Source organism: Bradyrhizobium sp. USDA 4541, assembly GCF_024171085.1.
GTDB lineage: Bacteria > Pseudomonadota > Alphaproteobacteria > Rhizobiales > Xanthobacteraceae > Bradyrhizobium > Bradyrhizobium australafricanum.
Map to the genome: position 1 here is coordinate 3,290,068 of NZ_JALJZF010000001.1, position 20,505 is coordinate 3,310,572.

The following is a 20,505-nucleotide window of genomic DNA, read 5'->3' on the forward strand; positions in this document are numbered from 1 at the left end:
ATCGCGATGGCGATCGGCAAGTCCCCACACTGCTTTGGGCGCGAACATGGCAGAAACGAGGGAGAATTCAATTCCTTAAGGCGGCCACGATGGGTTTGGTGGGAATTTCCTTAATGGACTGAGTAGGCTAGGGCGCGATTAGCGGTGTCGTCCCCAAGGGCCCTGGAGAGGACCCAATGGTCCCTGCGTGGGGTTGTTGCCCGGCAGCGCCGGCGGATTGCTCTTCTGTGTCGGCGGCACATCGCTCCATGGGCCGTGGGTCGCCGGCGGGGGCTGGTCGCCCGCCGCGGACGGCTCATCCTGCGGCTCCGTCTCGTCCGGCAGCGCCAGCGGTCCGGGATCGTGGCCACCGGCATATTTCACCAGGGCATCGACCCGGGACTTGACCGAGGGATGGGTGGCGAACAGGTCGGCAAACCCCTCGCGCGGATTGTCGACGCAGAGTTCCATCACGGCCGAGGTGGCATCCGGCAGCTCGCCGCGGTTCTCGATCTTGCGCAGCGCCGAGATCATCGCATCGGGGTTCTTGGTCAGCTCCACCGATCCGGCATCGGCGAGGAATTCGCGCGAGCGCGACAGCGCGAGCTTGACCACTTGCGACAGCAGCCAGGCCAGCACGATCAGCGCGACCGCGATGATGATCACGATGATCGCGCCGCCGCCGGAGCCCTTGCTGTCGCGGTCCGACGAGGATGACGAGGAGCGAGAGGATGAAGACGACCAGCCGCCTCCGCCGCCGCTCGAGTTCCACGACAGGTTCGTGAACAGGCGGAAGAACAGCTCGCCGAAGAAGCCGACCACGCCGGCGATGATCACCGCGATCACCATCAGCTGCACGTCGCCGTTTTTGATATGGGTGAGCTCGTGGCCGAGCACGGCCTCGATCTCCTTATCGTTCAGCGCCTTCAACAGGCCGGTGGTGACGGTGATGGCGTATTGGCTCCGGTTCAGTCCGGTCGCGAAGGCATTCAGCGCCGGGCTGTCCATCACCTTCAGCTTCGGCATCGGAATGCCGCGCGAGATGCAGAGATTTTCCAGGAGATTGTAGAGCCGCGGCTCTTGCTGCCGCGTCACGCTCTCGCCGCCGGTGACGGCGTCGATCATCTTCTGGTGGAAGAAATAGGCGATCACGATCCAGGCCGCTGCCGCGATCGTCGCCCACGGGAAGGCCGAGATCAGGTCGCGCGAGGCCCGCGTCAGGTAATAGTCGACGGTGCGGCCGCTATCGATCATCACCTCCGCGACCAGCGCGCCGGCATAGACCAGCACGTAGATCAGCAGGAACAGGCCGGCAAGCAGCAGCATCGAACGAAACTTGTTCGATGCGATATGCGTGTAGAGACCATAGGCGGCCATGGTGCGCGTCCGCTCTCACCGTCATTCCGGGGCGCGCGGCACGCGCGAACCCCAATGCGCAATTGCGCTTTGTGGAATCTCGAGATTAGTGAGTGAGATGAGATTCCGGGTTCGATGCGTTGCATCGCCCCGGAATGACCGAAGGGGCGTCATCTCGAAGGAAGTAATCAGAACTTCACGCTCGGCGCCGCCTCGACCTCCGTGCGGCTGGCGCCGAGGTCGAAGAAATCCTTGCGGGTGAAGCCGAACATGCCGGCGAACAGCGCGGCCGGCATCTGCTGGATGCCGGTGTTGTATTCCTGGACCGCGTTGTTGAAGAAGCGGCGGCTGGCGGCGATCTTGTTCTCGAGATCGGAGAGCTCGGAGGCGAGCTGCTGGAAATTGGCGTTGGCCTTGAGGTCCGGATAGGCCTCCGACAGCGCGATCAGCCGGCCGAGCGCGCCGGAGAGCTGGTTTTCCGCCGCCGAGACCTGGGCCGGGCCCTGCGCCGACATCGCCGAATTGCGCGCCTTGATGACGTCGTCGAGCGTGCCGCGCTCATGTGCGGCATAACCCTTCACCGTCTCGACCAGGTTCGGGATCAGGTCGTGACGCTGCTTGAGCTGCACGTCGATGTCGGCAAAGGCCTGTCCGACCCGCTGGCTGAGCGCCACGAGGCGGTTGTAGGCGCCGAATGCAAACAGCACGAGAAGCACGATGACGCCGATAACGATCCAGCTGGTCGACATGACGGGGCAGCTCCTGATGGACGAGACGGCGGCACCGTAGCCCAAGATCGGGGCGCAGGGCAGCCCGCCGCGGAAAGGTGGGCAAGCGTTAGTCGAAGGTTGGCCGACATCGGTTCAACATATTCCGTCGTCCCGGCGAAGGCCGGGACCCATGCGCCGCGGCCCGCGGTAGGGGCACAAGCGGCGACGGCTTCACTCACAACAAACTTCGGTGGTTATGGGTCCCGGCGAAGGCCGGGACGACGAGATACCGCATCGCCCCAGCGCCAGCGCCGGGCGCTTGCGTATTCGGCTCTGGCGCGGCGCGGGATCCGCGCAACCGATACGCCCTCGGGCGTGCACAGTTTCGCCGCGATCTCGACCTTGCCGACGTCCGGCTGCGCCAGCACGCGCGATGGCCTGTTCTCAACGCGCGCGCGGCTCAGCGCGACATAGGCGAAGCGCTCGTCCTCGAACGGGACGTCGGCGCCCTTGAGCTGCTTGTGCGCGCGGGAGCGCTGCAGGCGCTGCGAGAAGTGGCACCAATCGGGCGCGACCAGCGGACAGCCGCCGTCATGCGGGCAGGGGGCCACGACATGCGCGCCGGCAGCGATCAATCGCGCGCGGAGTGCGATGATCCGCGCGTAGCCGGCGGGCGTACCGGGCTCGACGACCAGTAGCGTATCGCTGGTCTTCGACCACAGCGCATCGGCCAGCGCCCCGCGCTCGGCATCGCCGAGTTCGCCGATCATGTAGCTGGCGACGACGAGGTCGGCGGGCTCGGCCTTGTCGAGCAGGGCGCGCGCCTCGCCGAGTTGATAGCTGGCGTCGTGCAGGCGAATGCTGCCGTGAAACAGCTCCTCGGCGAGCGTCCGCAACGCGCCGTTGGCATCAAGTAGGGTGAAGTCCCGCAGCGACGTGAACGCTTCCGCGGCGGCCCAGGTCACGGTCCCCGGACCGGCACCGACATCGAGCAGGCGCGCCGGCGCGAAGTCCGGCCTGATCTCCGTCAGGGCGTTGAGGCTCGCTGCGACGGCGGCATAGGTCGCCGGCATCCGCGCCAGCGCATAGGCCAGCGCATCGGTCTCGGTCCTGATCGTCGAGGAGCCGCCGCCCTCGCGATAGGTCTGCGAGATCACCGCCGCGCGGCCGGCGGCGTCGCTGCGCGACAGGCCTTCGAGCCCGGCGTTGAGGGCTGCGCGCAGTTCGGCGGGGAGATCGGGTGAGGTCATGTGACGGACTATCCCACGTCATTGCGAGCGGAGTGAAGCAATCCATAGCGCCGCGTGCTGAGGCATGGATTGCTTCGTCGCTATCGCTCCTCGCAATGACGATGCGGAGGCGCGGGTATCCAGAAAATGACGTCGACGCGTAGGTGCTACGCCTAAGCCACGTTCTGGTCGAGGATGTCCACCGCGCCCTGCAGGTCGACCGACACCAGCTGCGACACGCCGCGCTCGGCCATGGTGACACCGAACAGCCGGTTCATCCGCGCCATCGTGATCGGATTGTGCGTGATGATGATGAAGCGTGTCTCGGTCGAGCCGGTCATCTCGTTCAGCAGGGTGCAGAACCGTTCGACGTTGTGGTCGTCGAGCGGCGCGTCGACCTCGTCCAGCACGCAGATCGGCGACGGGTTGGTCAGAAACACCGCGAAGATCAGCGCGAGCGCCGTCAGCGCCTGCTCACCGCCCGAGAGCAGCGAGAGCGTCTGCGGCTTCTTGCCGGGCGGCTTGGCGATGATCTCGAGGCCGGCCTCGAGCGGATCGTCGCTCTCGATCAGATGCAGCGCGGCTTCGCCGCCGCCGAACAGCTCGGTGAACAGCCGCTTGAAGTGGTTGTTAACGGTCTCGAACGAGGTCAGCAGGCGCTCGCGCGCCTCGCGGTTGAGGCTCTGGATGCCCTGGCGCAGCCGCTTGATCGCTTCGACCAGATCGTCGCGTTCGGTGGTCAGCGCGGTGTGCTGGGTCTCGACTTCCTTGAGCTCTTCCTCGGCACGCAAATTGACGGCGCCGAGCCGCTCGCGGTCGCGGCGCAGCTTTTCGAGCTCTTCCTCGACCTGCGTGACCGGCGGCAGCTCCTGGCCGGGTTCGATCTCGGCCATGCCGACGACCGCGCTGGGCTCGACCTCGAGCATGTCGTGGATCTCGCGCTCGATGTCGGCGAGGCGGCGGCGGGTGCCTTCCATACGCTCCTCGGCGCGCGCGGTAGCTTCGCGGGATGAGGACAGCGCTTCGAGCGAGGCCTTGGCGAGGCGATCGGTTTCCGCCATCGCGGCTTCCGCGGTCGCCAGCGCGTCAGCGGCGATGCGGCGATCGCCCTCGGCGTGCTCGATCTCCGTGATCAGCGCGCTGCGCTTCTCGGCGAAGATTTCGGGCGCATTGGCGAGCTCCTCGCGCTCGGCCGACACTTCGGCGATGCGCGCCTCGACGGTCTCGACCTGCGAAGCGGCGCTGGTCTTGCGGTTCTGCCACTCGTTGCGCTCGGCAACGATCGCCTGCACGCGGCGGTCGGCGAGCTCGGCCTCGCGGGCCAGCGCCTGCGCCTCGGCGCGGACTTGTGCCGCGGCCCGGCGCTGGTTGTCGATCTCGGCGCGAACCGCGGCGAGCTGGGCCTCGGTCTCGACACCCGGCGGCAGTTCGGCGAGCGCGGCAGCCGCGCTCTCATATGCGGCTTCGGCCTCGGCGCGGTCGGCGGCGACGCGGCTGTGCGCCTCGGTCAGCGCCGATTTGCGTGCGGCGTGGCGGTTGATCTCGCGCTCGGTGGCGGCATGACGTTCGCGCGCGGCGTCGGCCTCGCGGCGGGCGGCGCGGACGGCTTCGCGCGAGGCACCCTCGGCGGCGGACGCCGAGCGCAATTCCTCTTCAGCCGTCTCCAGCGCCTGGCGCTTGGTGGAGGCATCGATGCGGGCCTGTTCCAGCTCGTGCTCGATGTCGACAAGACGGGCGCGCTCGGCAAGACGGCGGGCGGCGCCGGTCGGGGCATGCGCGTCGGCGACGAAGCCGTCCCAGCGCCAGACGTCGCCTTCGAGCGACACCAGCCGCTGGCCGGTCTTCAGCTGCGACACCAGCGCCGCGCCGCGTTCCTTGGCGACGACGCCGATCTGGGCCAGGCGGCGCGCCAGTTCCGGCGGCGCCTGGACATGGTCGGCCAGCCGCTCGACGCCATCCGGCAGCGCCGGATCTTCGCCGGCCACGCCTATATTGGTCCAGCGCATCGGCGCCGAGGAATCCACCGGCGCATCGAGGTCGTCGCCAAGCACGGCGCCGATCGCCTTTTCATAGCCCTTGGCGACGGTGATGCCGTCGATGATCGGCGGCCACAGATTCTTGGTCTCGCTGGTGACGAGCTTGGAGATGGTGCGGGCTTCCGTCTCGAGCCGCTGCACGCGCTTCTCGGCTTCGGTGAGCGGATTGCGCGAGGCTTCCAGCGTCTGCCGCGCGGCGGCGTGATGCGCCTCGCTGGTCTGCACGGCGGCCTCGGACTCGGCAAGGGTCTGCTGCGCCATCTCCATGGCGGCGGCCAGCGCGTCGATGTCGCCGAGATTGCCGGTCTCCTGCGCGAGCCTGGATTCCTCGGCCTGGACGTTGGCGATCTCCTGATCGAGCCGCGCCAAGCGGTCGCGATGCGTGCGCACGCCGGCTTCGAGCTGATTGCGCTTGGCGGTGAGATCGGCGAGCTGCGTGGTCAGCTCGGAGAACTGGCGCTCGGTCGCGGCCAGGATCTCCTCGGCCTCAGCGACGCGCTCGTCGACGCCGGAGCGCTTCTCGACGCGCGACTTGATCTCTTCCTTCAGCTCTGCGTCTTCGGTGTCGAGCCGCTGCAGCGCGATGTCGGCATCGGAGGTCTGCTGCTGCTCGCGCGCGATGTCCTGGGCGAATTGGGTGAGACGGCGATCGAGCTCGCCGACGCGCTCCTTGGCGCGCTGCTCCTCGCGGTCGAGCATCTCGCGCGTGTTGGTCAGGCGCTGCAGGCCGGCGGCGGCGCGCGCTTCGGCATCGCGCAGCGCCGGCAATTCGGCGGCGCGGATCGCCTGGATGCGGGCGGATTCGGCCTGCTCGCGGGTGCGCTCGGCCATCTCGCGCACGGAGATATCATGGGTCTGCGCGGCGTCGTTGACGTCGGCATTGGCCTCGATCCAGCGCAGATGGAACAGCATCGCCTCGGACTTGCGCACCTTGGCCGCGACCTCGCGGTAGCGGATCGCCTGGCGCGCCTGCTTCTTCAGGCCTTCCATCTGACCGGTGAGCTGGCCGATCACGTCCTCGACGCGGGTGAGGTTGGTTTCGGCCGCCTTCAGCCGCAGTTCCGCCTCGTGGCGGCGGGCATGCAGACCCGCAACGCCAGCGGCGTCTTCCAGCACGCGACGGCGCTGCTCGGGCTTGGCCTGGATGATCTCGCCGATCTTGCCCTGGTGGACCAGCGCCGGCGAGCGCGCGCCGGTGGCGGCGTCGGCGAACAGGATCTGCACATCTCTTGCACGGACATCGCGGCCGTTGATGCGGTAGACTGAGCCGGCTTCGCGCTCGATGCGGCGGGAGATTTCCAAGAGCTGGCTGTCGTTCACCGCGGCCGGCGCCGAGCGATCGGAATTGTCGATCGTCATCACGACTTCGGCGTGATTGCGTGCCGGACGGTTGCCGGAACCGGCGAAGATCACCGCGTCCATGTCGGCGGCGCGCAGCGACTTGTGCGAGGTCTCGCCCATCGCCCAGCGCAGCGCTTCGACGAGATTGGATTTGCCGCAGCCGTTCGGTCCGACGACGCCGGTCAGGCCCGGCTCGATCATGAAATCGGTGGGTTCAACGAACGACTTGAAACCGTGCAGGCGGAGGCGCGTGAGCTTCATGTACACAAATCTCGTTTGGCCGGGCGCGAATCTCCCTGCCGTGACAATACCATGGAAGGCAATGTCGGTGTGTGGGTGAGTTGCTGCGTGCAGCTCTCATGAGCGGCGACAATGGCGATGCGAGCGCGTCAGGGCAACCGCTTGAGCAAGCTTTTCCCAAGGGATTTGCAGGGTTTTATGGCCCTTGCATGTCCTCGATGATTCGCATCGCGCGAATCAGGTTTTCAACAACCAAATGATGCGACGGCTGCGTGCCGTGATCGCAAATCATCCACAATTATCGTGCCTCGACTCGAAAGCGAGCCACGAAGACGTCAGGTTCGCGGGCTCCCGATCAGCTCTTCAGCAGCGGATCGATGTGCTTGCTGAATTCCTCGAACGAGGTCTCGCCCTTTAGCATCTCGCCGTTGACGAAGAAGGTCGGCGTCGAGTTCACCTTCAGCACCTCGTTGGCGTATTTCTGGTCGGCCGCGATCTTGTCGAGCAGCTTCTGATCCTTCAGGCAGTCCTCGACCTGCTGCTGGGTGAGGCCGGCCTGCTTGCCGATCCGGGTCAGTGTCTCGGTGGTGTTCTTCACCACCCAGTCGTTCTGCTGGCGGAACAACAGGTCGATCACGGCAAAATACTTCGGCGCGTCGTCCTTGGCGATACAGCGCGCCAGCATCGAGCCGGCGGCGGCCTTGATGTCGAGCGGGAATTCGCGGAACACGTAGCGGACCTTGCCGGGGTCGATGTAGGTCGACTTGATCTTCGGGAACACGGTCTCGTTGAAATTGGCGCAGTGCGGGCAGGTCATCGAGGCGTATTCGATGATGGTTACCTTGGCGTCCTGCGGGCCGAGCCCCATGTCCGGCAGCGACTGCGGCTTGGCGACCTCGGCGGCGGTCTGCGCGAACGCGTCGGTGATCAGGCGCAGCGGCGACAGGCCGGCGAGGGCGGCGAGCCCGGTCAGCGAGAGAGCGGTGGTGAAAGCGCGGCGCGTGATGATCAAGGTCAGCTCCCGGATTGGCGCATTCACGCCACAATGAAGGGGTCCCGAAAAGAAGCCTTCGCTAGCTTGAAACGGCCATTGTGGCAATGCCGCGGTCTCGCGGCTGGCCCGCCGAAAAGCGTCAATTTCGCTTGATCGAGGCACCCAAACGGGCCAGCGCCGCGCGCAGATCGTCGTCCTCGACGGCCGCAAGGTTGGCCGCCTCCCGGGCCACGGTTTTGGCGTCCGGCGGGCGCGGCCGTACCGGGCGGCTGCGGCGCGAGAGCGGCGCCTGTCGGATGGTCAGGCGGCCGACCGCATGCCAGCCGAAGAAGCGGTTCACCCGTTCCAGGATGACGTCGGAGGAGTGCTGGATCTCCAGCGCCATCGGCCCTTCGACCCGCAGCACCAGCGTCGCCGGCTCCTGCGGCTGTCCCTCCACCGGCCGCGGCCACTGCATCTTCAGCGGCTCGCAATAGGCCGCGATCCGCTCGCCCGCGATCTCGGTCCAGCGCGTCACCAATTCGCGCGCGGCAAAGCCCTGCTTGGCATAGGCGTCGGTGAAGACATCGCTGAGCAGGATCGACAGGGGCTTGGCGCTGATCGGGCCGGGTCTGGACATGGGAGGGTTATAGCAGTGGTGGTGATGTGGCTGAAACCGTGTTCATCATTGTGGCGGCGTTTTCCGTGCCGGGCGAAGAAAGACGTGGATGCCCGGGTCAAGCGCGGGCATGACATGGCGAGATGTGGCTTAAGATGCGTTCATGAGTTCTCGCGCTGCCGCCAAAATCAAATCGACCGATCAGCAGGCCGACCGCCCGGCGCGTCTGCTCGCCTGGTATGACCGGCATCGCCGGACGTTGCCGTGGCGCGCGGTGGCGGGGGAGCGGGCCGATCCGTATCGCGTCTGGCTGTCGGAGATCATGCTGCAGCAGACCACGGTACGGGCGGTCGGGCCCTATTTCGAGAAGTTCGTGTCGCGCTGGCCCGACGTGACCGCGCTTGGGCGTGCCTCGCTCGACGACGTCCTGAGGATGTGGGCCGGGCTCGGCTATTATTCGCGGGCGCGCAATTTGCACGCCTGCGCGGTCGCGGTGATGGGCGATCACGGCGGGGTGTTTCCGGACACCGAGGAGGGCCTGCGCGCGCTGCCCGGCATCGGGCCGTACACCGCGGCCGCGATCGCCGCCATCGCCTTCGACCGCCGCACCATGCCGGTGGACGGCAACATCGAGCGCGTGGTCAGTCGGCTCTACGCCATCGAGGAGGCGCTGCCGCAGGCCAAGCCGCTGATCAAGGAGATGGCGGCGACATTGCTCGGCCCGTCCCGCGCCGGCGACAGTGCTCAGGCGCTGATGGATTTGGGCGCGACGATCTGCACGCCGAAGAAGCCGGCCTGCGCATTGTGTCCGCTGAATGACGACTGCGCGGCGCGCACGCGCGGCGATCAGGAAACGTTCCCGCGCAAGGCACCGAAGAAGAGCGGCATCTTGCGCCGCGGCGCGGCCTTCGTGGTGACGCGCGGCGGCGAGCTTCTGGTGCGCTCGCGCGCGGAGAAAGGCCTGCTCGGCGGCATGACCGAGGTGCCGGGATCGCAATGGCTGGCCGAGCAGGAGGACGCGGCGGCGCTGGCGCAGGCGCCGGACCTGAAGGGCGTCACGCGCTGGCACCGCAAGGCGGGCGTTGTCACCCACGTGTTCACGCACTTCCCGCTGGAGCTCGTCGTCTACACTGCCAGCGTGCCGCCGCGGAGCCGCGCGCCGGATGGCATGCGCTGGGTGCCGGTGGCGACGCTGGACGGCGAGGCGTTTCCGAACGTGATGCGCAAGGTCATCGCGCATGGGCTCGATCTCTGACGATGCGATGAATCACATCATCGGCTCATTTTTTTGAGCATGATTTTTTCGGAAAACCGGTTCCCACTTTTCCGGATCATGCTCTGACCTGCTGACACCATGCTGGCAGCAGGGCTTCGCTATCACCTCCGGAAACCGGAGGCCGCCATGATCGTAACCGCACTCGACCGCATTCCGATGCCGCCCGTCGCAAAGCTACTGGGTTGGCACGTGGTCGACGCCCGTCCGCAGGAGGGCTGGATCAGGATCGTGTTCGACGGCAAGCCGGAGTTTTGCAATCCGGCCGGCTTTATCCAGGGCGGCATGCTCTCGGCGATGCTCGACGATACGATGGGGCCGGCGGTGTTCGTGATGACCGAGGGCCGGCTCTTCACCACGACCATCACGATGACCGTGAATTTCCTGGCGCCGGCAAAACCCGGGCCGATCACCGGCGAGGCGACGGTGACGCAACTCGGCAAGACCATCGCCTTCGTCGAGGGAAAGCTGAGCGCCGCCGACGGCGCACTGCTCGCGACCGCGAGCAGCAGCATCCGCCTGGTGGAGGCGGCGCGCGCGCTGCGATGAAGCCGCGCCTGCATTGGTAAGTCCGTCATGCTGAGGTGCGAGCGGAGCGAGTCTCGAAGCATGCACGGCCACCGGCCGGGCCGTGCACCCTTCGAGACGCCGCTTCGCGGCTCCTCAGGGTGACGGTGATACATAGTGCGCCGCGCTACAACTCAGCCTGCCCGCTGCACGATCGGCGGCTTGGCGTTCAGTCCCTCGACCTGGAAACCGGCGACGCGCTTGTAGTTGGCGGCGATGTCTTCCAGCTCCTGCTGCGACAGCACGTCGGTGACGACCTTGAAGCCGTCAGGCGCGCGCTCCTCGACCAGCTGCATCACCTGCTCCGGGCCGTTGCGGCGATTCAGCATCACGAGGTCCGTGGTCGCAGGCCGCCGCTCGGCCTCATAGGCCGCGAGTGCCGCCTGCGTCGGGCCATGCGCCAGAATCTCGCGCGTCAGCACGCGCGCATCCAGGATCGCCTGCGAGGCGCCGTTGGAGCCGATCGGATACATCGGATGCGCGGCATCGCCCATCAGCGTGACGCGGCCAAAGGTCCATTGCGGGATCGGATCGCGATCGACCAGCGGATATTCGTAGGCATGCGGACAGTTCCGGATCAGGCCGGGGACATCGAGCCAGTCGAAATTCCAGCTCTCGAACCACGGCAGGAACTCGTCGAGCTTTGCGGTCCGGTTGTAGTCCTCGCGGCGCCATTGATAGGTCGGCGACATGTGTCGCTCGGCGACCCAGTTGATGTCGAACTTGCCGTCGGGGCCTGCCTCCTTCGAGATCGGGTAGCAGACGAATTTTAGGATCTCGTGGCCGGCCATGATCATGGTGCGGCCGGTCAGGAAGGCATCGCCGCGGGTGATGCCGCGCCACAGGATGCGGCCGTTCCAGATCGGCGGCCCCTCCTGCGGATAGAGCTTCTCGCGCACCGACGAATGGATGCCGTCGGCGGCGATCAGCACCACGCCGTCATAGCTGCCGGCGGGCTTGCCGGTGGCGCGATCGATGAAATCGGCGCGGACGCCGTCGGCGGTCTCGGTCCAGCCGGTGAGGTGATGGCTGGTGAGAATGTTCGCAGCCCCCAGCCGTTCGGTCGCGGCATCGAGCAGCAGCTGTTGCAGCCGGCCGCGATGGATCGAGAATTGCGGCCATTTGTAGCCGGCCTCGAGCCCGCGCGGCTCGCTCCAGATCGGCTTGCCGTGCTTTGAGAAATAGGCGAGCTCGCGGGTGCGCACCGCAGAAGCGTCGAGCACATCGTGCAGGCCGAGCTCGATCAGTTCGCGCACCGCATGCGGCAGCACGTTGATGCCGACGCCGAGCGGCCGCAGCTCGGGCACGCTCTCGAAGACGCGGGCCGGCACGCCGATCTGGTGCAGGCTGAGCGCCAGCGTCAGCCCGCCAATTCCGCCACCTGCAATGAGCACAGTCATGAAAAATCCCCTCGATTGGCCATGGTCATCGCACGACGGCACCGCCGCGGGCAAGGTCCGCGGCGCGCGGGGTGGACGGCAAAGGGGGCTACCGCTAACCTCCGCGCCGTCAGAACAAGAACCAGAGCCGCGTTCGCAACGAACCGACAAGGCTCGGAGAGGACAGCAACATGCTCAAGCTCTATTTTGCTCCCGGCACCTGCGCGCTCGCGTCCCACATCGCGCTGGCCGAGGCCGGCGCGCCCTACACGACCGAGAAGATCGACTTCAAGACCAACCAGCAGAACAGCCCGGAATACCTGAAGATCAATCCGAAGGGCCGCGTGCCTACTTTGGTGACCGATCGCGGCGTGCTGACCGAGACGCCGGCGATGCTGGCCTACATCGCGCAGACCTTTCCGCAGGCGAAGCTCGCGCCCGACGACGCCTTCGAATTCGCCAGGCTGCAGGCCTTCAACTCCTATCTGTGCTCGACGGTGCACATCTGCCACGCCCACAAGATGCGCGGTCCGCGCTGGGCGACACAGGAGACGTCGTTCGCCGACATGAAGGCGATGGTGCCGAAGACCATGGGCGCCTGCTTCAACCTGATCGAGCGCGACATGCTGAAGGGCCCGTGGGTGATGGGCGAGAATTACACCGTCAGTGACGCCTATCTCTACACGCTGACCCTGTGGCTCGACGGCGACGGCGTCGACATCGCAACGCTGCCCAAGGTGAAGGCGCATCGCGCGGCGATGGAGAGCCGCCCGGCGGTGCAGAAGGTGCTGGCGGAGCAGAGGGCGTAGGGCCCAAAAATTCGGTGTCGTCCCGGGCAAGCGCAGCGCGACCCGGGACCCATAACCACCAAGGATCGTTGTTACGCGACGTTGGGGCCGCAGCCCGCTCTCACAACGCAACCCTGTGGTTATGGGTCCCGGCCTTCGCCGGGACGACGTGTGGAGAGAGCTGGGCTACACCTTCCCCGTCTCCAGCTCGCGTCCGGTCTCCAGCATCAGCTTGCGCAGCCACAGCGAGCCCGGGTCCAACTGGGCACGGGTCGGATAGAACATGTGCTGCTCGTCGATCCCTGGATCGAGCGGCGGCGTCACCGTCATCAGCGACAATTGCTTCGACAGCGCCGAGATCAGCCGGCGCGGCACAAAGGCGACGAGGTCGGTGCGCGCGGTGACGTGCAGCGCCTCGATATAACCCGGCACCACCAGCGCGATCCGCCGCTCGATGCCCTTGGCGCGCAGCCAGCTGTCGATCAGGTCCTCGTCCTGGCCGCGGATGACCACGGCGACATGGCGCGCTGCGAGGAACGCCTCGCGCTTCTTCAGCTTCGTGCCGACGCCGTGGCCGCGCCGCACCGCGAGCGCGTCGCTGTCGGTGTAGAGCCGCTGGCGGTGAAAGCCCTTGAAGGAGTCGCCGATCGAGATCACGAGATCGATGGTGCGGGCGAATTCGGGCGTGAAGATCGCAGGTCCCCGCCACGGCACCACGTCGATGGTGACGTTCGGCGCGATCTGCGTCACCTTCTCCATCAGCGGCGGCATCAGGAGCTCGACCGCGAGGTCGGGCATCATCAGGCGAAAGTGCCGGTCGCTGCGCGCGGCGTCGAAATCGTCGGAGACGAACAGCGCGCGCACCTGGTCGAGCGCATGGGCCAGCGGCGAGCGCAACGCCTGCGCCCGCGGCGTCAGCTCCATCCGCGCGCCGGTGCGCACCAAAAGCGGATCGCCGATCAGGTCGCGCAGCCGCTGCAGCGCGTGGCTGGTCGCCGGTTGCGACAGATTGAGCCGCATCGCCGCGCGGCTGACATTGGCTTCGCGCAGCAGGGCGTCGAGCGCGACCAGCAGATTGAGGTCAAGCGAATTCAAATTCATCGAGTGAATATATATCATACTACCTATCGATTGGAAGAATGCGCGCAGGCGCCGCAGGATTGCGGGCAAGGCGTTTTTCACGAGAGCCGAAGACCGCATCGCGTGAGGAAACGCCTGAAATCAGGGTCTATCAATCGCAAGGAGACGCGCCATGAGCGCAGCCGACAACAAGAAACTGGTGCAGGAGATGTTCGTGATCGCAGGCAGTCCCGATCCTGCGGTGCGCGAGAACTCGCTGTTCATGGCAACGCTTGCCGACGACGCGATCTGGACCGTGACCGGGCAATATTCCTGGTCGCGTACGTTCACCGGCAAGCAGTCGATCATCAACGATCTGCACGGCCATGTCCGCTCGAAACTGGTCGAGCGCGGCCGCACCGTCGCCCATCGCATCATCGCCGACGGCGACATCGTCGTGATCGAGGCCAAGGGCGACAACCTCACCAAGCAAGGTCAGCGCTACGACAACGACTATTGCCTGGTGTTCCGTTTCGACGGTGGTCGGATCAAGGAGGTGCGGGAATATTGCGACTCGGTCCTGACCGAGAAGGCGCTCGGCGCGTTTCCGGCGTAGCGGTCCGCCGCTAACGGGCGGCACAAACGAAGACGGCGCCCATCCGGGCGCCGTCGTCTTGCCGTCGTGTGGATTGGCTTACGCCACCTTGGACTTGAGGTGGCCGAACATGATGTCGCGCGCCGCGTCGTCCATCTCGGCCTTGAAGGTGTGCTTGTCCTTCAGCGCGATCGCGCGCGCCGCCGCCGGCCGCGCCGAGATCTCGTCGACCAGCCGCTTGACGTTCGGATATTTGGCGTAGCCTTCCTCGCCGAAGATGAACGCCGCCATCCGCGCCCAGCCCCAGAACGCCATGTCGACGATCGTGTAGCTGTCGCCGACCATGTAGCGCTGTTTCGCCAGGTGATCGTCGAGGATCTTGTAATGGCGGTGCGCCTCGTACTGGTAGCGGTTGTTGGCGTAGTCGAGATCCTTCGGCGCGAAGTGCTTGAAGTGCACGGCCTGGCCGGAATAGGGGCCGAGGCCGGTCGCGATGAACATCAGCCAGGACAGCGTGGCGGCGCGGTTGGCCGGCGTATTGGCGGGCAGGAACTTGCCGTGCTCCTCGGCGAGGTAGAGCAGGATCGCGTTCGAATCGAACACCAGCACGCCGTCATCGTCGATCGCCGGCACCTTGCCGTTCGGGTTGACCTTCAGGAATTCCGGCGCGAACTGCTCGCCTTTGCGGGTGTCGACCGGGATCGCCTCGAACGGCAGGCCGGACTCTTCGAGGAACAGCGCGACCTTGTTCGGGTTCGGCGCACCGTTGAAATAGAATTTGATCATGAAGGGACTCCCTTGGTTCTTGTAACCGGCGAGATCGGGACGCGGCGGGGAAGGCCGCAGACCGGCTCTCTTGCGCAAATTTCACGCCGCAGCGCAAGCGACGAGGTTGTGAATCAGGGTCGCGTGGCGCGCTGGTCAGCCGGCCCAGAAGAAGCCCAGGATACCCGCGACGACCAGCACGATGCCCGCGACGTCCAGCGCGGCAGCGGAGCGGGTCGCAGCACGCAAATGGGAGACCTGCGCCGCGCGTTCTGATCCCCGTGCGTAGCCATGGACGATGATCTCTTCATTGAACTCGCCATGCGCCTCGAGGGCGAGCGTCAGGCCGACGCAGATCAGCAGGATGCCGAAAATGATCAGGCCGAAGAATCCGAGCAGGCCGATCAGCAGCATCGGAAACATGCCGAGCAGGAAGACCGGCAGCAGCGGCACCAGCAGCAAGTTCTCGGATTGTCTTCGCATCGGCGACCAATCGAAACGGGCAAGTGGTGGGACCGAATCTAGTCCCGCCGTCGCGGCGCAACAAGGCGGGCCGCATTCAAGACGGCGTCATCTTTCCCAACGTGTCATTCCCCGGTGCGCAATTGCGCATCTGAGGGCGCCGGGAAGCGGCGAGCCCGGAATGACGAGGAAGATTAGTCGGCTTGCCTCAGCCCGCCGCCATCTCGGAGCGGATCTCGGCGCGCAGCTCGTCGATCAGCCGCAGGCCGCTCTTGGTCTCGACGTGCCAGAAGGTCCAGCCGTTGCAGGCGCCGGAGCCCTGCGCGACCGCGCCGATGCGGTGGATCGAGCCGACCTTGTCGCCGAGCATGATGGCGCCGTCGGCGCGCACCAGGGCGCCGTGGCGCTTCTTGGCGTCGACCAGCCTGGCGCCCGGCACGATCATGCCGCGTTCGATCAGTTCGGAGAACGCCACCCGCGGTGCCTCGCGCGCGGTCATGAACGGCGCCAGCGTTGCTTCCGGCAGCGGCTCGATCGCGGCGATGCGCGCCTCGGCGGCGGCGGCATAGGCCTTGTCGCGCTCGAAGCCGATATAGCTGCGGCCGAGGCGCTTGGCGACGGCGCCGGTGGTGCCGGTGCCGTTGAACGGATCGATCACGAGATCGCCGGGCTTCGAGGACGACAGCAACACGCGGGCGAGCAGCTGCTCGGGCTTCTGCGTCGGATGCACCTTCTTGCCGTCGCCGTCCTTGAGGCGCTCCTCGCCGGTGCACAGCGGGATCAGCCAGTCGGAGCGTGCCTGCACGTCCTCATTGGACGCCTTCAGCGCTTCGTAATTGAAGGTGTAGCCCTTGGCCTTCTCGTCGCGCGCGGCCCAGATCATGGTCTCGTGCGCATTGGTGAAGCGGCGGCCGCGGAAGTTCGGCATCGGATTGGACTTGCGCCACACGATGTCGTTCAGGAGCCAGAAGCCGAGGTCCTGCATGATCGCGCCGACGCGGAAGATGTTGTGATAGGAGCCGATCACCCACAGCGTTGCCGACGGCTTCATCACGCGGCGGCAGGCCAGCAGCCAGGCCCGGGTGAAATCGTCGTAGGCAGCGAACGACGAGAACTTGTCCCAGTCGTCGTTGACGGCATCGACATGCGACTCATCGGGGCGCTTGAGGTCGCCCTTGAGCTGCAGATTGTAGGGAGGATCCGCGAAGACCAGGTCGACCGAGCCGGCCTGAAGCTTCGACAATTCGGCCACGCAATCGCCAATGACGATGTGGCTCGATGGGGCACTCTCAAATTTAGTGCGGGGCGCCCTTGCAGACGCCCCGCGACGCGACACTACCATGACTCAAGAACTCTGACTCAGGCGACGCTGTCGGCGACGCGGGACTAAACAACCGACTGGCGTCACATTGACCCGGCAAAGTAAAAATCGACTTAATTGGAAATCTTCATGCAAAAGATTGCAGCATCTTTTGCGCGGCACGTCGCGATGCCACCGGCGTTGTGCTGCAACATCAGCGCGTTCGGCGAAAAAATTTGCGGATCATCAAACCGGCACGATTCGCGCGGTAAATTTGCGCTCATTGGCAACCGTTTGCACCGCAAGGGATGCGCCTCTTCCGGACTAGGCAATTATTGCCGGGCAGGATATTGATTAACAGAATGGAAATTTTAAGTTGGAGTGTCCCGCGTCGGGTCGCCGACTGGAATGAAGGGAAACCACCATGCGCTATGATGATTTCCGCCGCAGCGACGACATCGAAGATCGTCGCGATGAAGGCGGGATGGGCGGAGGGGGCGGTGGCGGCTTCGGCGTTCCGATGGGTGGTGGCGGGCTCGGCATCGGCACCATCATCGTGCTCGGCTTGCTCGGCTATGCCTTCGGCATCGACCCGCGCATCCTGATCGGCGGCGCCGAGATTCTCACCGGCGGCGGCCAGGCGCCGACCTACCAGACCGACCGGCAGTCGTCAGGCGGCCAGGCCAAGCGCGGCGCCCCGACCGACGAGATGGGCAGCATGATCGCCGGCATCCTGGGTGAGATCGACGATCGCTGGAGCGAGATCTTCAAGGCCAGCGGGCAGACCTACACCGGTCCGAAGATCGTGCTGTTCCGCAATGCCACGAATGGCGGCCGCTGCGGCATGGCGCAGTCGGCGATGGGACCGTTCTACTGCCCGCCGGACAAGACCATCTTCCTCGACACCGGCTTCTTCCGCGAGGTCGAGACGCGCTTCCGCGGCTGCTCGGGCAACGCCTGCAAGTTCACCGCGGCCTATATCATCGCGCATGAGGCCGGCCATCACATCCAGAACCTGCTCGGCATCATTCCGCGCGTGAATCGGCTGCAGCAGCAGGCCGGCAGCAAGGCCGAGGCCAACGCGCTGCAGGTCAAGGTCGAGCTGCAGGCCGATTGCCTTTCCGGCGTCTGGGTCAACCGCGAGGAGAAGAAGCGGCCGGGCTTCCTCGAGGCCGGCGACATCGACGCCGCGCTGACCACCGCGAACGCGATCGGCGACGACACGCTGCAGCGGCAGGCGACGGGCAGGGTGGTGCCTGATTCCTTCACCCACGGCTCCGCCGCGCAGCGCAAGGAGTGGTTCATGAGGGGCTACCAGCAGGGCACCGTGCAGGCCTGCAACACGTTCGGCGGTAGCTTGTAGCCGTGTGCCGGTAGCGTCATCCCCGGATGAGCGCGAACGCGCTCACTCGGGATATGTTCGCCTGTTGGCGAGCCTCGAAGGATGACGGAGCCCGTGGCCCATCCTGAGGTGCTCGCCCAGTGATGCAAGTGCACCGCGAGGCGAGCACCTCAGGATGTCGTCAGCGGGATGGAAAGAGGTGCAAATGTCCTCACTCGACGAATCCAAATCATTCATCCCGCTCAATATCGCGGTACTGACGATTTCCGACACCCGCTCGCTGGCGGATGACAAGTCGGGCACCACGCTGGCCGACCGTCTCACCGCGGCCGGCCACAAGCTCGCGGCGCGCGAGATCGTCACCGACGATGTCGAGGCGATCAGAGCCGTGATCCGGCGCTGGATCGCCGATCCCGCTGTCGATGCCGTCATCACCACCGGCGGCACCGGCTTCACCGGCCGCGACGTGACGCCGGAGGCGGTCGAGCCATTGTTCGAGAAGCGGATGGACGGCTTTTCGATCGCCTTCCACATGCTGAGCCACGCCAAGATCGGGGCGTCGACTGTCCAGAGCCGCGCCACCGCTGGCGTTGCGGGCGCGACCTTCATCTTCTGCCTGCCCGGCTCGCCCGGCGCCTGCCGCGACGGCTGGGACGGCATTTTGGCGGCGCAACTCGACTACCGCACGCGCCCCTGCAATTTCGTCGAGATCATGCCGCGGCTGGATGAACATCTGCGCCGCCCGAAGGCGAAAGGCGCGAGCGCTTAGCCTCCCTCATTCCGGGGCGTGCGAAGCGCGAACCCGGAATCCAGAGATTGTGGCGCGAGATGCCGGGTTCGATGCTGCGCATCGCCCCGGAATGACGCCGGAGGGTAAAGAGCCCTACAACTCCAGCTCCCAGGTCTCGCCGACTAGGTCGACGCCAAAGCTGTGGTGCTTTTCTTCCTTGACCCGCTCGAAGCCGGCACGGGCGTAGATGCCGCGCGCGGCGACCAGGATGCTCTGGGTCCACAGCGTCATCTTCTTGTAACCCTTCTCGCGCGCGGCGCGGATGCATTGCTCGACCAGTGCGCGGCCGACGCCGAGCCCGCGCGCCTTTTCTTCCACCAGCAGCAGGCGCAGCTTGGCGACCCCGTCGCCGCCGTCGACCAGGAAGACCGAGCCGACCGGCTCGCCGTCGACCTCCGCGATCCAGCAATGCTCGCGCGCCGGATCGAACGATCGCAGAAACTGCGCGCAGATCTCGGCCACCAACGCCTCGTAGCTAATGTCCCAGCCATACTCCTCCGCGTAGGCTTGTCCCTGCCGCGAGACGACCCAACCCATGTCGCCGACGCGATGGCTGCGCAGCAGGAAGCCGACCGGTTTCTCGGCCGGCGGCTCCAGCGATTGCTCGATCGTGCCCATGGCGCGCACCACCGCGGCGCGACGGTCGCCGTCCATCTGCTTCAATAGCGTCCCGACCTCGCTGCGCGAGCGGCAGTCGAGATCGGCGGCAGCAGTGCGGCCCTTGGCGGTGAGGGCCACCTCGTTGACGCGCTTGTCGGCCTTCGATGGCTTCCGCGTCACGATCTGGCGCCTTTGCAGCGCCGCCAGCGTGCGGCTGACGAAGCCGGCATCGAGGTCGAGATCGCGCACCAGATCGGTTGCGGTGCAATTTTCGCGGTGCGCGAGCTCGTAGATGATCCGCGCTTCCTGCAGCGTGAATGGTGAGTGCAACAGCTTCGGCTCGATGATGCCGAGCTTGCGGGTATAGAACCGGCTGAAGCCGCGGACCGCGGCGACCTGGCTCTCGAGCGTGGTGTCATGGAAGTTTGATTTCATCAAGCATATTATTTGACGGAATCAAATAATCCGCAAGCGCTTTGTTCAGGCCACCATGATCCGGCTCCGCAGCATGGTGCGGGAGGAACGGCCGAGCCGGCGCAGCAGGCGCGCCTCGGAGCGGCGGGCATCGGGCCGGTAGCCGCCGATCCGCTCGTAATGCTCGCGCGCGATCAAAAGGCCCTGTTCGGCCGAGGGCCCGGTGATCATCCGGGCAACGAATTTGAGGCCGTCGCGCAGGCCCGGGTCGGTGTAGGGTGCGCGGGCGTAGCGGAAGATGCCGGCGCGGTCCTTGCCGCTGGCCGCCACCATCTGGATGAACTGGGTGGTTTCCTCGATCCAGCCGGCATCGAGCACTGCGCCCGGATGCAGGAACATCAGCCAGGGCGACCGCGCCTGCCGCGCGCCTGCCGCAAGCGCCGCGGCGCGCGTGCCCTCGAAGCGCATGAAACGGCAGCCGGCAACGTCGGCGACGCGCTCCATCACATCGCTGTTGCTGCGGTCGACCAGCAGCACTTCGCGGATGACGCCGGCGGCCGCGCCCGGCACCAGCGCCGCCAATGTTGCGACCGCGGTGCGCTCGACGCCGTCGGTTGGAATGATCACGCTCAGCATGATTTTGAGGCTTCGATGGCTCAAACGGTGGAGAAACTCCGGCCGTGTTATC

Annotated in this window: 20 protein-coding genes; 7 read left to right on the forward strand and 13 right to left on the reverse strand. The window is 66.1% G+C overall.

From position 1 onward, the window contains the following. Window positions 1-138: 138 nt before the first annotated feature. The 6 genes from J2R80_RS15420 to J2R80_RS15445 all read right to left on the reverse strand — a co-directional run bounded on the left by J2R80_RS15420 (window position 139) and on the right by J2R80_RS15445 (window position 8,504). The gene (locus J2R80_RS15420) at window positions 139-1,356 is read right to left on the reverse strand and encodes a M48 family metallopeptidase (protein ID WP_141340531.1); all 1,218 of its coding nucleotides are present in this window, start codon (window positions 1,354-1,356) and stop codon (window positions 139-141) included. Between the two features lie 167 nt (window positions 1,357-1,523). After that, window positions 1,524-2,084, reverse strand: a complete 561-nt coding sequence (locus tag J2R80_RS15425; protein ID WP_016839704.1) for a LemA family protein — start codon at window positions 2,082-2,084, stop codon at window positions 1,524-1,526. Between the two features lie 215 nt (window positions 2,085-2,299). Beyond that, window positions 2,300-3,295: a small ribosomal subunit Rsm22 family protein gene (locus tag J2R80_RS15430; RefSeq protein WP_141343457.1), complete on the reverse strand. Its 996-nt coding sequence runs from the start codon at window positions 3,293-3,295 to the stop codon at window positions 2,300-2,302. A 152-nt stretch (window positions 3,296-3,447) separates the two neighbouring features. Beyond that, complete coding sequence (smc, locus tag J2R80_RS15435; RefSeq protein WP_253638817.1) at window positions 3,448-6,912, reverse strand: chromosome segregation protein SMC; 3,465 nt, start codon at window positions 6,910-6,912, stop codon at window positions 3,448-3,450. A 334-nt stretch (window positions 6,913-7,246) separates the two neighbouring features. After that, window positions 7,247-7,903, reverse strand: coding sequence for a DsbA family protein (locus J2R80_RS15440; protein ID WP_076830481.1), 657 nt, complete (start codon window positions 7,901-7,903; stop codon window positions 7,247-7,249). A 121-nt stretch (window positions 7,904-8,024) separates the two neighbouring features. After that, window positions 8,025-8,504: a DUF721 domain-containing protein gene (locus J2R80_RS15445; protein WP_028334785.1), complete on the reverse strand. Its 480-nt coding sequence runs from the start codon at window positions 8,502-8,504 to the stop codon at window positions 8,025-8,027. A gap of 142 nt (window positions 8,505-8,646) precedes the next feature. Between J2R80_RS15445 and mutY the strand changes: the two genes are divergently transcribed. Both mutY and J2R80_RS15455 read left to right on the forward strand, forming a co-directional pair. Next, a complete protein-coding gene (mutY, locus tag J2R80_RS15450; RefSeq protein WP_076830294.1) occupies window positions 8,647-9,738 on the forward strand; it encodes an A/G-specific adenine glycosylase in 1,092 nt (363 codons plus the stop codon). A 147-nt stretch (window positions 9,739-9,885) separates the two neighbouring features. After that, on the forward strand, window positions 9,886-10,305 hold the full coding sequence (locus tag J2R80_RS15455) for a PaaI family thioesterase (protein ID WP_141342976.1): 420 nt from the start codon (window positions 9,886-9,888) through the stop codon (window positions 10,303-10,305). A 152-nt stretch (window positions 10,306-10,457) separates the two neighbouring features. On the opposite strand, the gene J2R80_RS15460 is transcribed toward J2R80_RS15455, so the two are convergent. Continuing rightward, window positions 10,458-11,723: a flavin-dependent oxidoreductase gene (locus J2R80_RS15460; protein ID WP_141342977.1), complete on the reverse strand. Its 1,266-nt coding sequence runs from the start codon at window positions 11,721-11,723 to the stop codon at window positions 10,458-10,460. Between the two features lie 170 nt (window positions 11,724-11,893). Between J2R80_RS15460 and J2R80_RS15465 the strand changes: the two genes are divergently transcribed. Continuing rightward, window positions 11,894-12,511 (forward strand): glutathione S-transferase family protein, encoded by a 618-nt coding sequence (locus J2R80_RS15465; protein WP_076830302.1) that lies wholly within the window; start codon window positions 11,894-11,896, stop codon window positions 12,509-12,511. Between the two features lie 165 nt (window positions 12,512-12,676). Here J2R80_RS15465 and J2R80_RS15470 read toward each other — a convergent pair whose 3' ends face one another. Next, on the reverse strand, window positions 12,677-13,591 hold the full coding sequence (locus J2R80_RS15470; protein ID WP_141342979.1) for a LysR family transcriptional regulator: 915 nt from the start codon (window positions 13,589-13,591) through the stop codon (window positions 12,677-12,679). Window positions 13,592-13,742: 151 nt separating this feature from the next. On the opposite strand from J2R80_RS15470, the gene J2R80_RS15475 reads away from it, so the two are divergent. Then, window positions 13,743-14,165, forward strand: a complete 423-nt coding sequence (locus J2R80_RS15475; protein WP_057016996.1) for a nuclear transport factor 2 family protein — start codon at window positions 13,743-13,745, stop codon at window positions 14,163-14,165. A 78-nt stretch (window positions 14,166-14,243) separates the two neighbouring features. On the opposite strand, the gene J2R80_RS15480 is transcribed toward J2R80_RS15475, so the two are convergent. From J2R80_RS15480 to J2R80_RS15490, 3 genes are all read right to left on the reverse strand, one after another. After that, the gene (locus J2R80_RS15480; protein ID WP_141342980.1) at window positions 14,244-14,930 is read right to left on the reverse strand and encodes a glutathione S-transferase family protein; all 687 of its coding nucleotides are present in this window, start codon (window positions 14,928-14,930) and stop codon (window positions 14,244-14,246) included. A 135-nt stretch (window positions 14,931-15,065) separates the two neighbouring features. Next, window positions 15,066-15,392 carry a hypothetical protein gene (locus tag J2R80_RS15485; protein ID WP_141342981.1) on the reverse strand — a complete coding sequence of 109 codons (327 nt, stop codon included), beginning with the start codon at window positions 15,390-15,392 and terminating at the stop codon, window positions 15,066-15,068. 187 nt (window positions 15,393-15,579) lie between these two features. Continuing rightward, on the reverse strand, window positions 15,580-16,713 hold the full coding sequence (locus tag J2R80_RS15490) for a site-specific DNA-methyltransferase (RefSeq protein WP_057016998.1): 1,134 nt from the start codon (window positions 16,711-16,713) through the stop codon (window positions 15,580-15,582). 108 nt (window positions 16,714-16,821) lie between these two features. On the opposite strand from J2R80_RS15490, the gene J2R80_RS15495 reads away from it, so the two are divergent. The 3 genes from J2R80_RS15495 (at window position 16,822) to moaB (ending at window position 18,782) form a co-directional block, all read left to right on the forward strand. Then, a complete protein-coding gene (locus tag J2R80_RS15495; protein ID WP_156436184.1) occupies window positions 16,822-17,025 on the forward strand; it encodes a hypothetical protein in 204 nt (67 codons plus the stop codon). Between the two features lie 70 nt (window positions 17,026-17,095). Then, a complete protein-coding gene (locus tag J2R80_RS15500; RefSeq protein WP_057016999.1) occupies window positions 17,096-18,034 on the forward strand; it encodes a neutral zinc metallopeptidase in 939 nt (312 codons plus the stop codon). Window positions 18,035-18,218: 184 nt separating this feature from the next. Then, window positions 18,219-18,782, forward strand: coding sequence for a molybdenum cofactor biosynthesis protein B (gene moaB / locus J2R80_RS15505; protein WP_076830310.1), 564 nt, complete (start codon window positions 18,219-18,221; stop codon window positions 18,780-18,782). Between the two features lie 114 nt (window positions 18,783-18,896). Here moaB and J2R80_RS15510 read toward each other — a convergent pair whose 3' ends face one another. Then, window positions 18,897-19,838 carry a helix-turn-helix domain-containing GNAT family N-acetyltransferase gene (locus J2R80_RS15510; RefSeq protein ID WP_076830312.1) on the reverse strand — a complete coding sequence of 314 codons (942 nt, stop codon included), beginning with the start codon at window positions 19,836-19,838 and terminating at the stop codon, window positions 18,897-18,899. Window positions 19,839-19,883: 45 nt separating this feature from the next. Next, a complete protein-coding gene (locus tag J2R80_RS15515; RefSeq protein WP_141342982.1) occupies window positions 19,884-20,453 on the reverse strand; it encodes a glycosyl transferase in 570 nt (189 codons plus the stop codon). Window positions 20,454-20,505 lie beyond the last annotated feature (52 nt).

Bases quoted from the DNA above. Each gene is read 5' to 3' on its own strand.
- J2R80_RS15495 (WP_156436184.1), top strand. From the start codon at position 16,822: ATGCAAAAGATTGCAGCATCTTTTGCGCGGCACGTCGCGATGCCACCG.
- J2R80_RS15460 (WP_141342977.1), bottom strand. From the start codon at position 11,723: ATGACTGTGCTCATTGCAGGTGGCGGAATTGGCGGGCTGACGCTGGCG.
- mutY (WP_076830294.1), top strand. From the start codon at position 8,647: ATGAGTTCTCGCGCTGCCGCCAAAATCAAATCGACCGATCAGCAGGCC.
- J2R80_RS15470 (WP_141342979.1), bottom strand. From the start codon at position 13,591: ATGAATTTGAATTCGCTTGACCTCAATCTGCTGGTCGCGCTCGACGCC.
- J2R80_RS15510 (WP_076830312.1), bottom strand. From the start codon at position 19,838: ATGAAATCAAACTTCCATGACACCACGCTCGAGAGCCAGGTCGCCGCG.
- J2R80_RS15500 (WP_057016999.1), top strand. From the start codon at position 17,096: ATGCGCTATGATGATTTCCGCCGCAGCGACGACATCGAAGATCGTCGC.
- J2R80_RS15455 (WP_141342976.1), top strand. From the start codon at position 9,886: ATGATCGTAACCGCACTCGACCGCATTCCGATGCCGCCCGTCGCAAAG.
- J2R80_RS15425 (WP_016839704.1), bottom strand. From the start codon at position 2,084: ATGTCGACCAGCTGGATCGTTATCGGCGTCATCGTGCTTCTCGTGCTG.
- J2R80_RS15465 (WP_076830302.1), top strand. From the start codon at position 11,894: ATGCTCAAGCTCTATTTTGCTCCCGGCACCTGCGCGCTCGCGTCCCAC.
- J2R80_RS15475 (WP_057016996.1), top strand. From the start codon at position 13,743: ATGAGCGCAGCCGACAACAAGAAACTGGTGCAGGAGATGTTCGTGATC.
- J2R80_RS15480 (WP_141342980.1), bottom strand. From the start codon at position 14,930: ATGATCAAATTCTATTTCAACGGTGCGCCGAACCCGAACAAGGTCGCG.
- J2R80_RS15485 (WP_141342981.1), bottom strand. From the start codon at position 15,392: ATGCGAAGACAATCCGAGAACTTGCTGCTGGTGCCGCTGCTGCCGGTC.
- J2R80_RS15445 (WP_028334785.1), bottom strand. From the start codon at position 8,504: ATGTCCAGACCCGGCCCGATCAGCGCCAAGCCCCTGTCGATCCTGCTC.
- moaB (WP_076830310.1), top strand. From the start codon at position 18,219: ATGTCCTCACTCGACGAATCCAAATCATTCATCCCGCTCAATATCGCG.
- J2R80_RS15490 (WP_057016998.1), bottom strand. From the start codon at position 16,713: ATGGTAGTGTCGCGTCGCGGGGCGTCTGCAAGGGCGCCCCGCACTAAA.
- smc (WP_253638817.1), bottom strand. From the start codon at position 6,912: ATGAAGCTCACGCGCCTCCGCCTGCACGGTTTCAAGTCGTTCGTTGAA.
- J2R80_RS15420 (WP_141340531.1), bottom strand. From the start codon at position 1,356: ATGGCCGCCTATGGTCTCTACACGCATATCGCATCGAACAAGTTTCGT.
- J2R80_RS15430 (WP_141343457.1), bottom strand. From the start codon at position 3,295: ATGACCTCACCCGATCTCCCCGCCGAACTGCGCGCAGCCCTCAACGCC.
- J2R80_RS15515 (WP_141342982.1), bottom strand. From the start codon at position 20,453: ATGCTGAGCGTGATCATTCCAACCGACGGCGTCGAGCGCACCGCGGTC.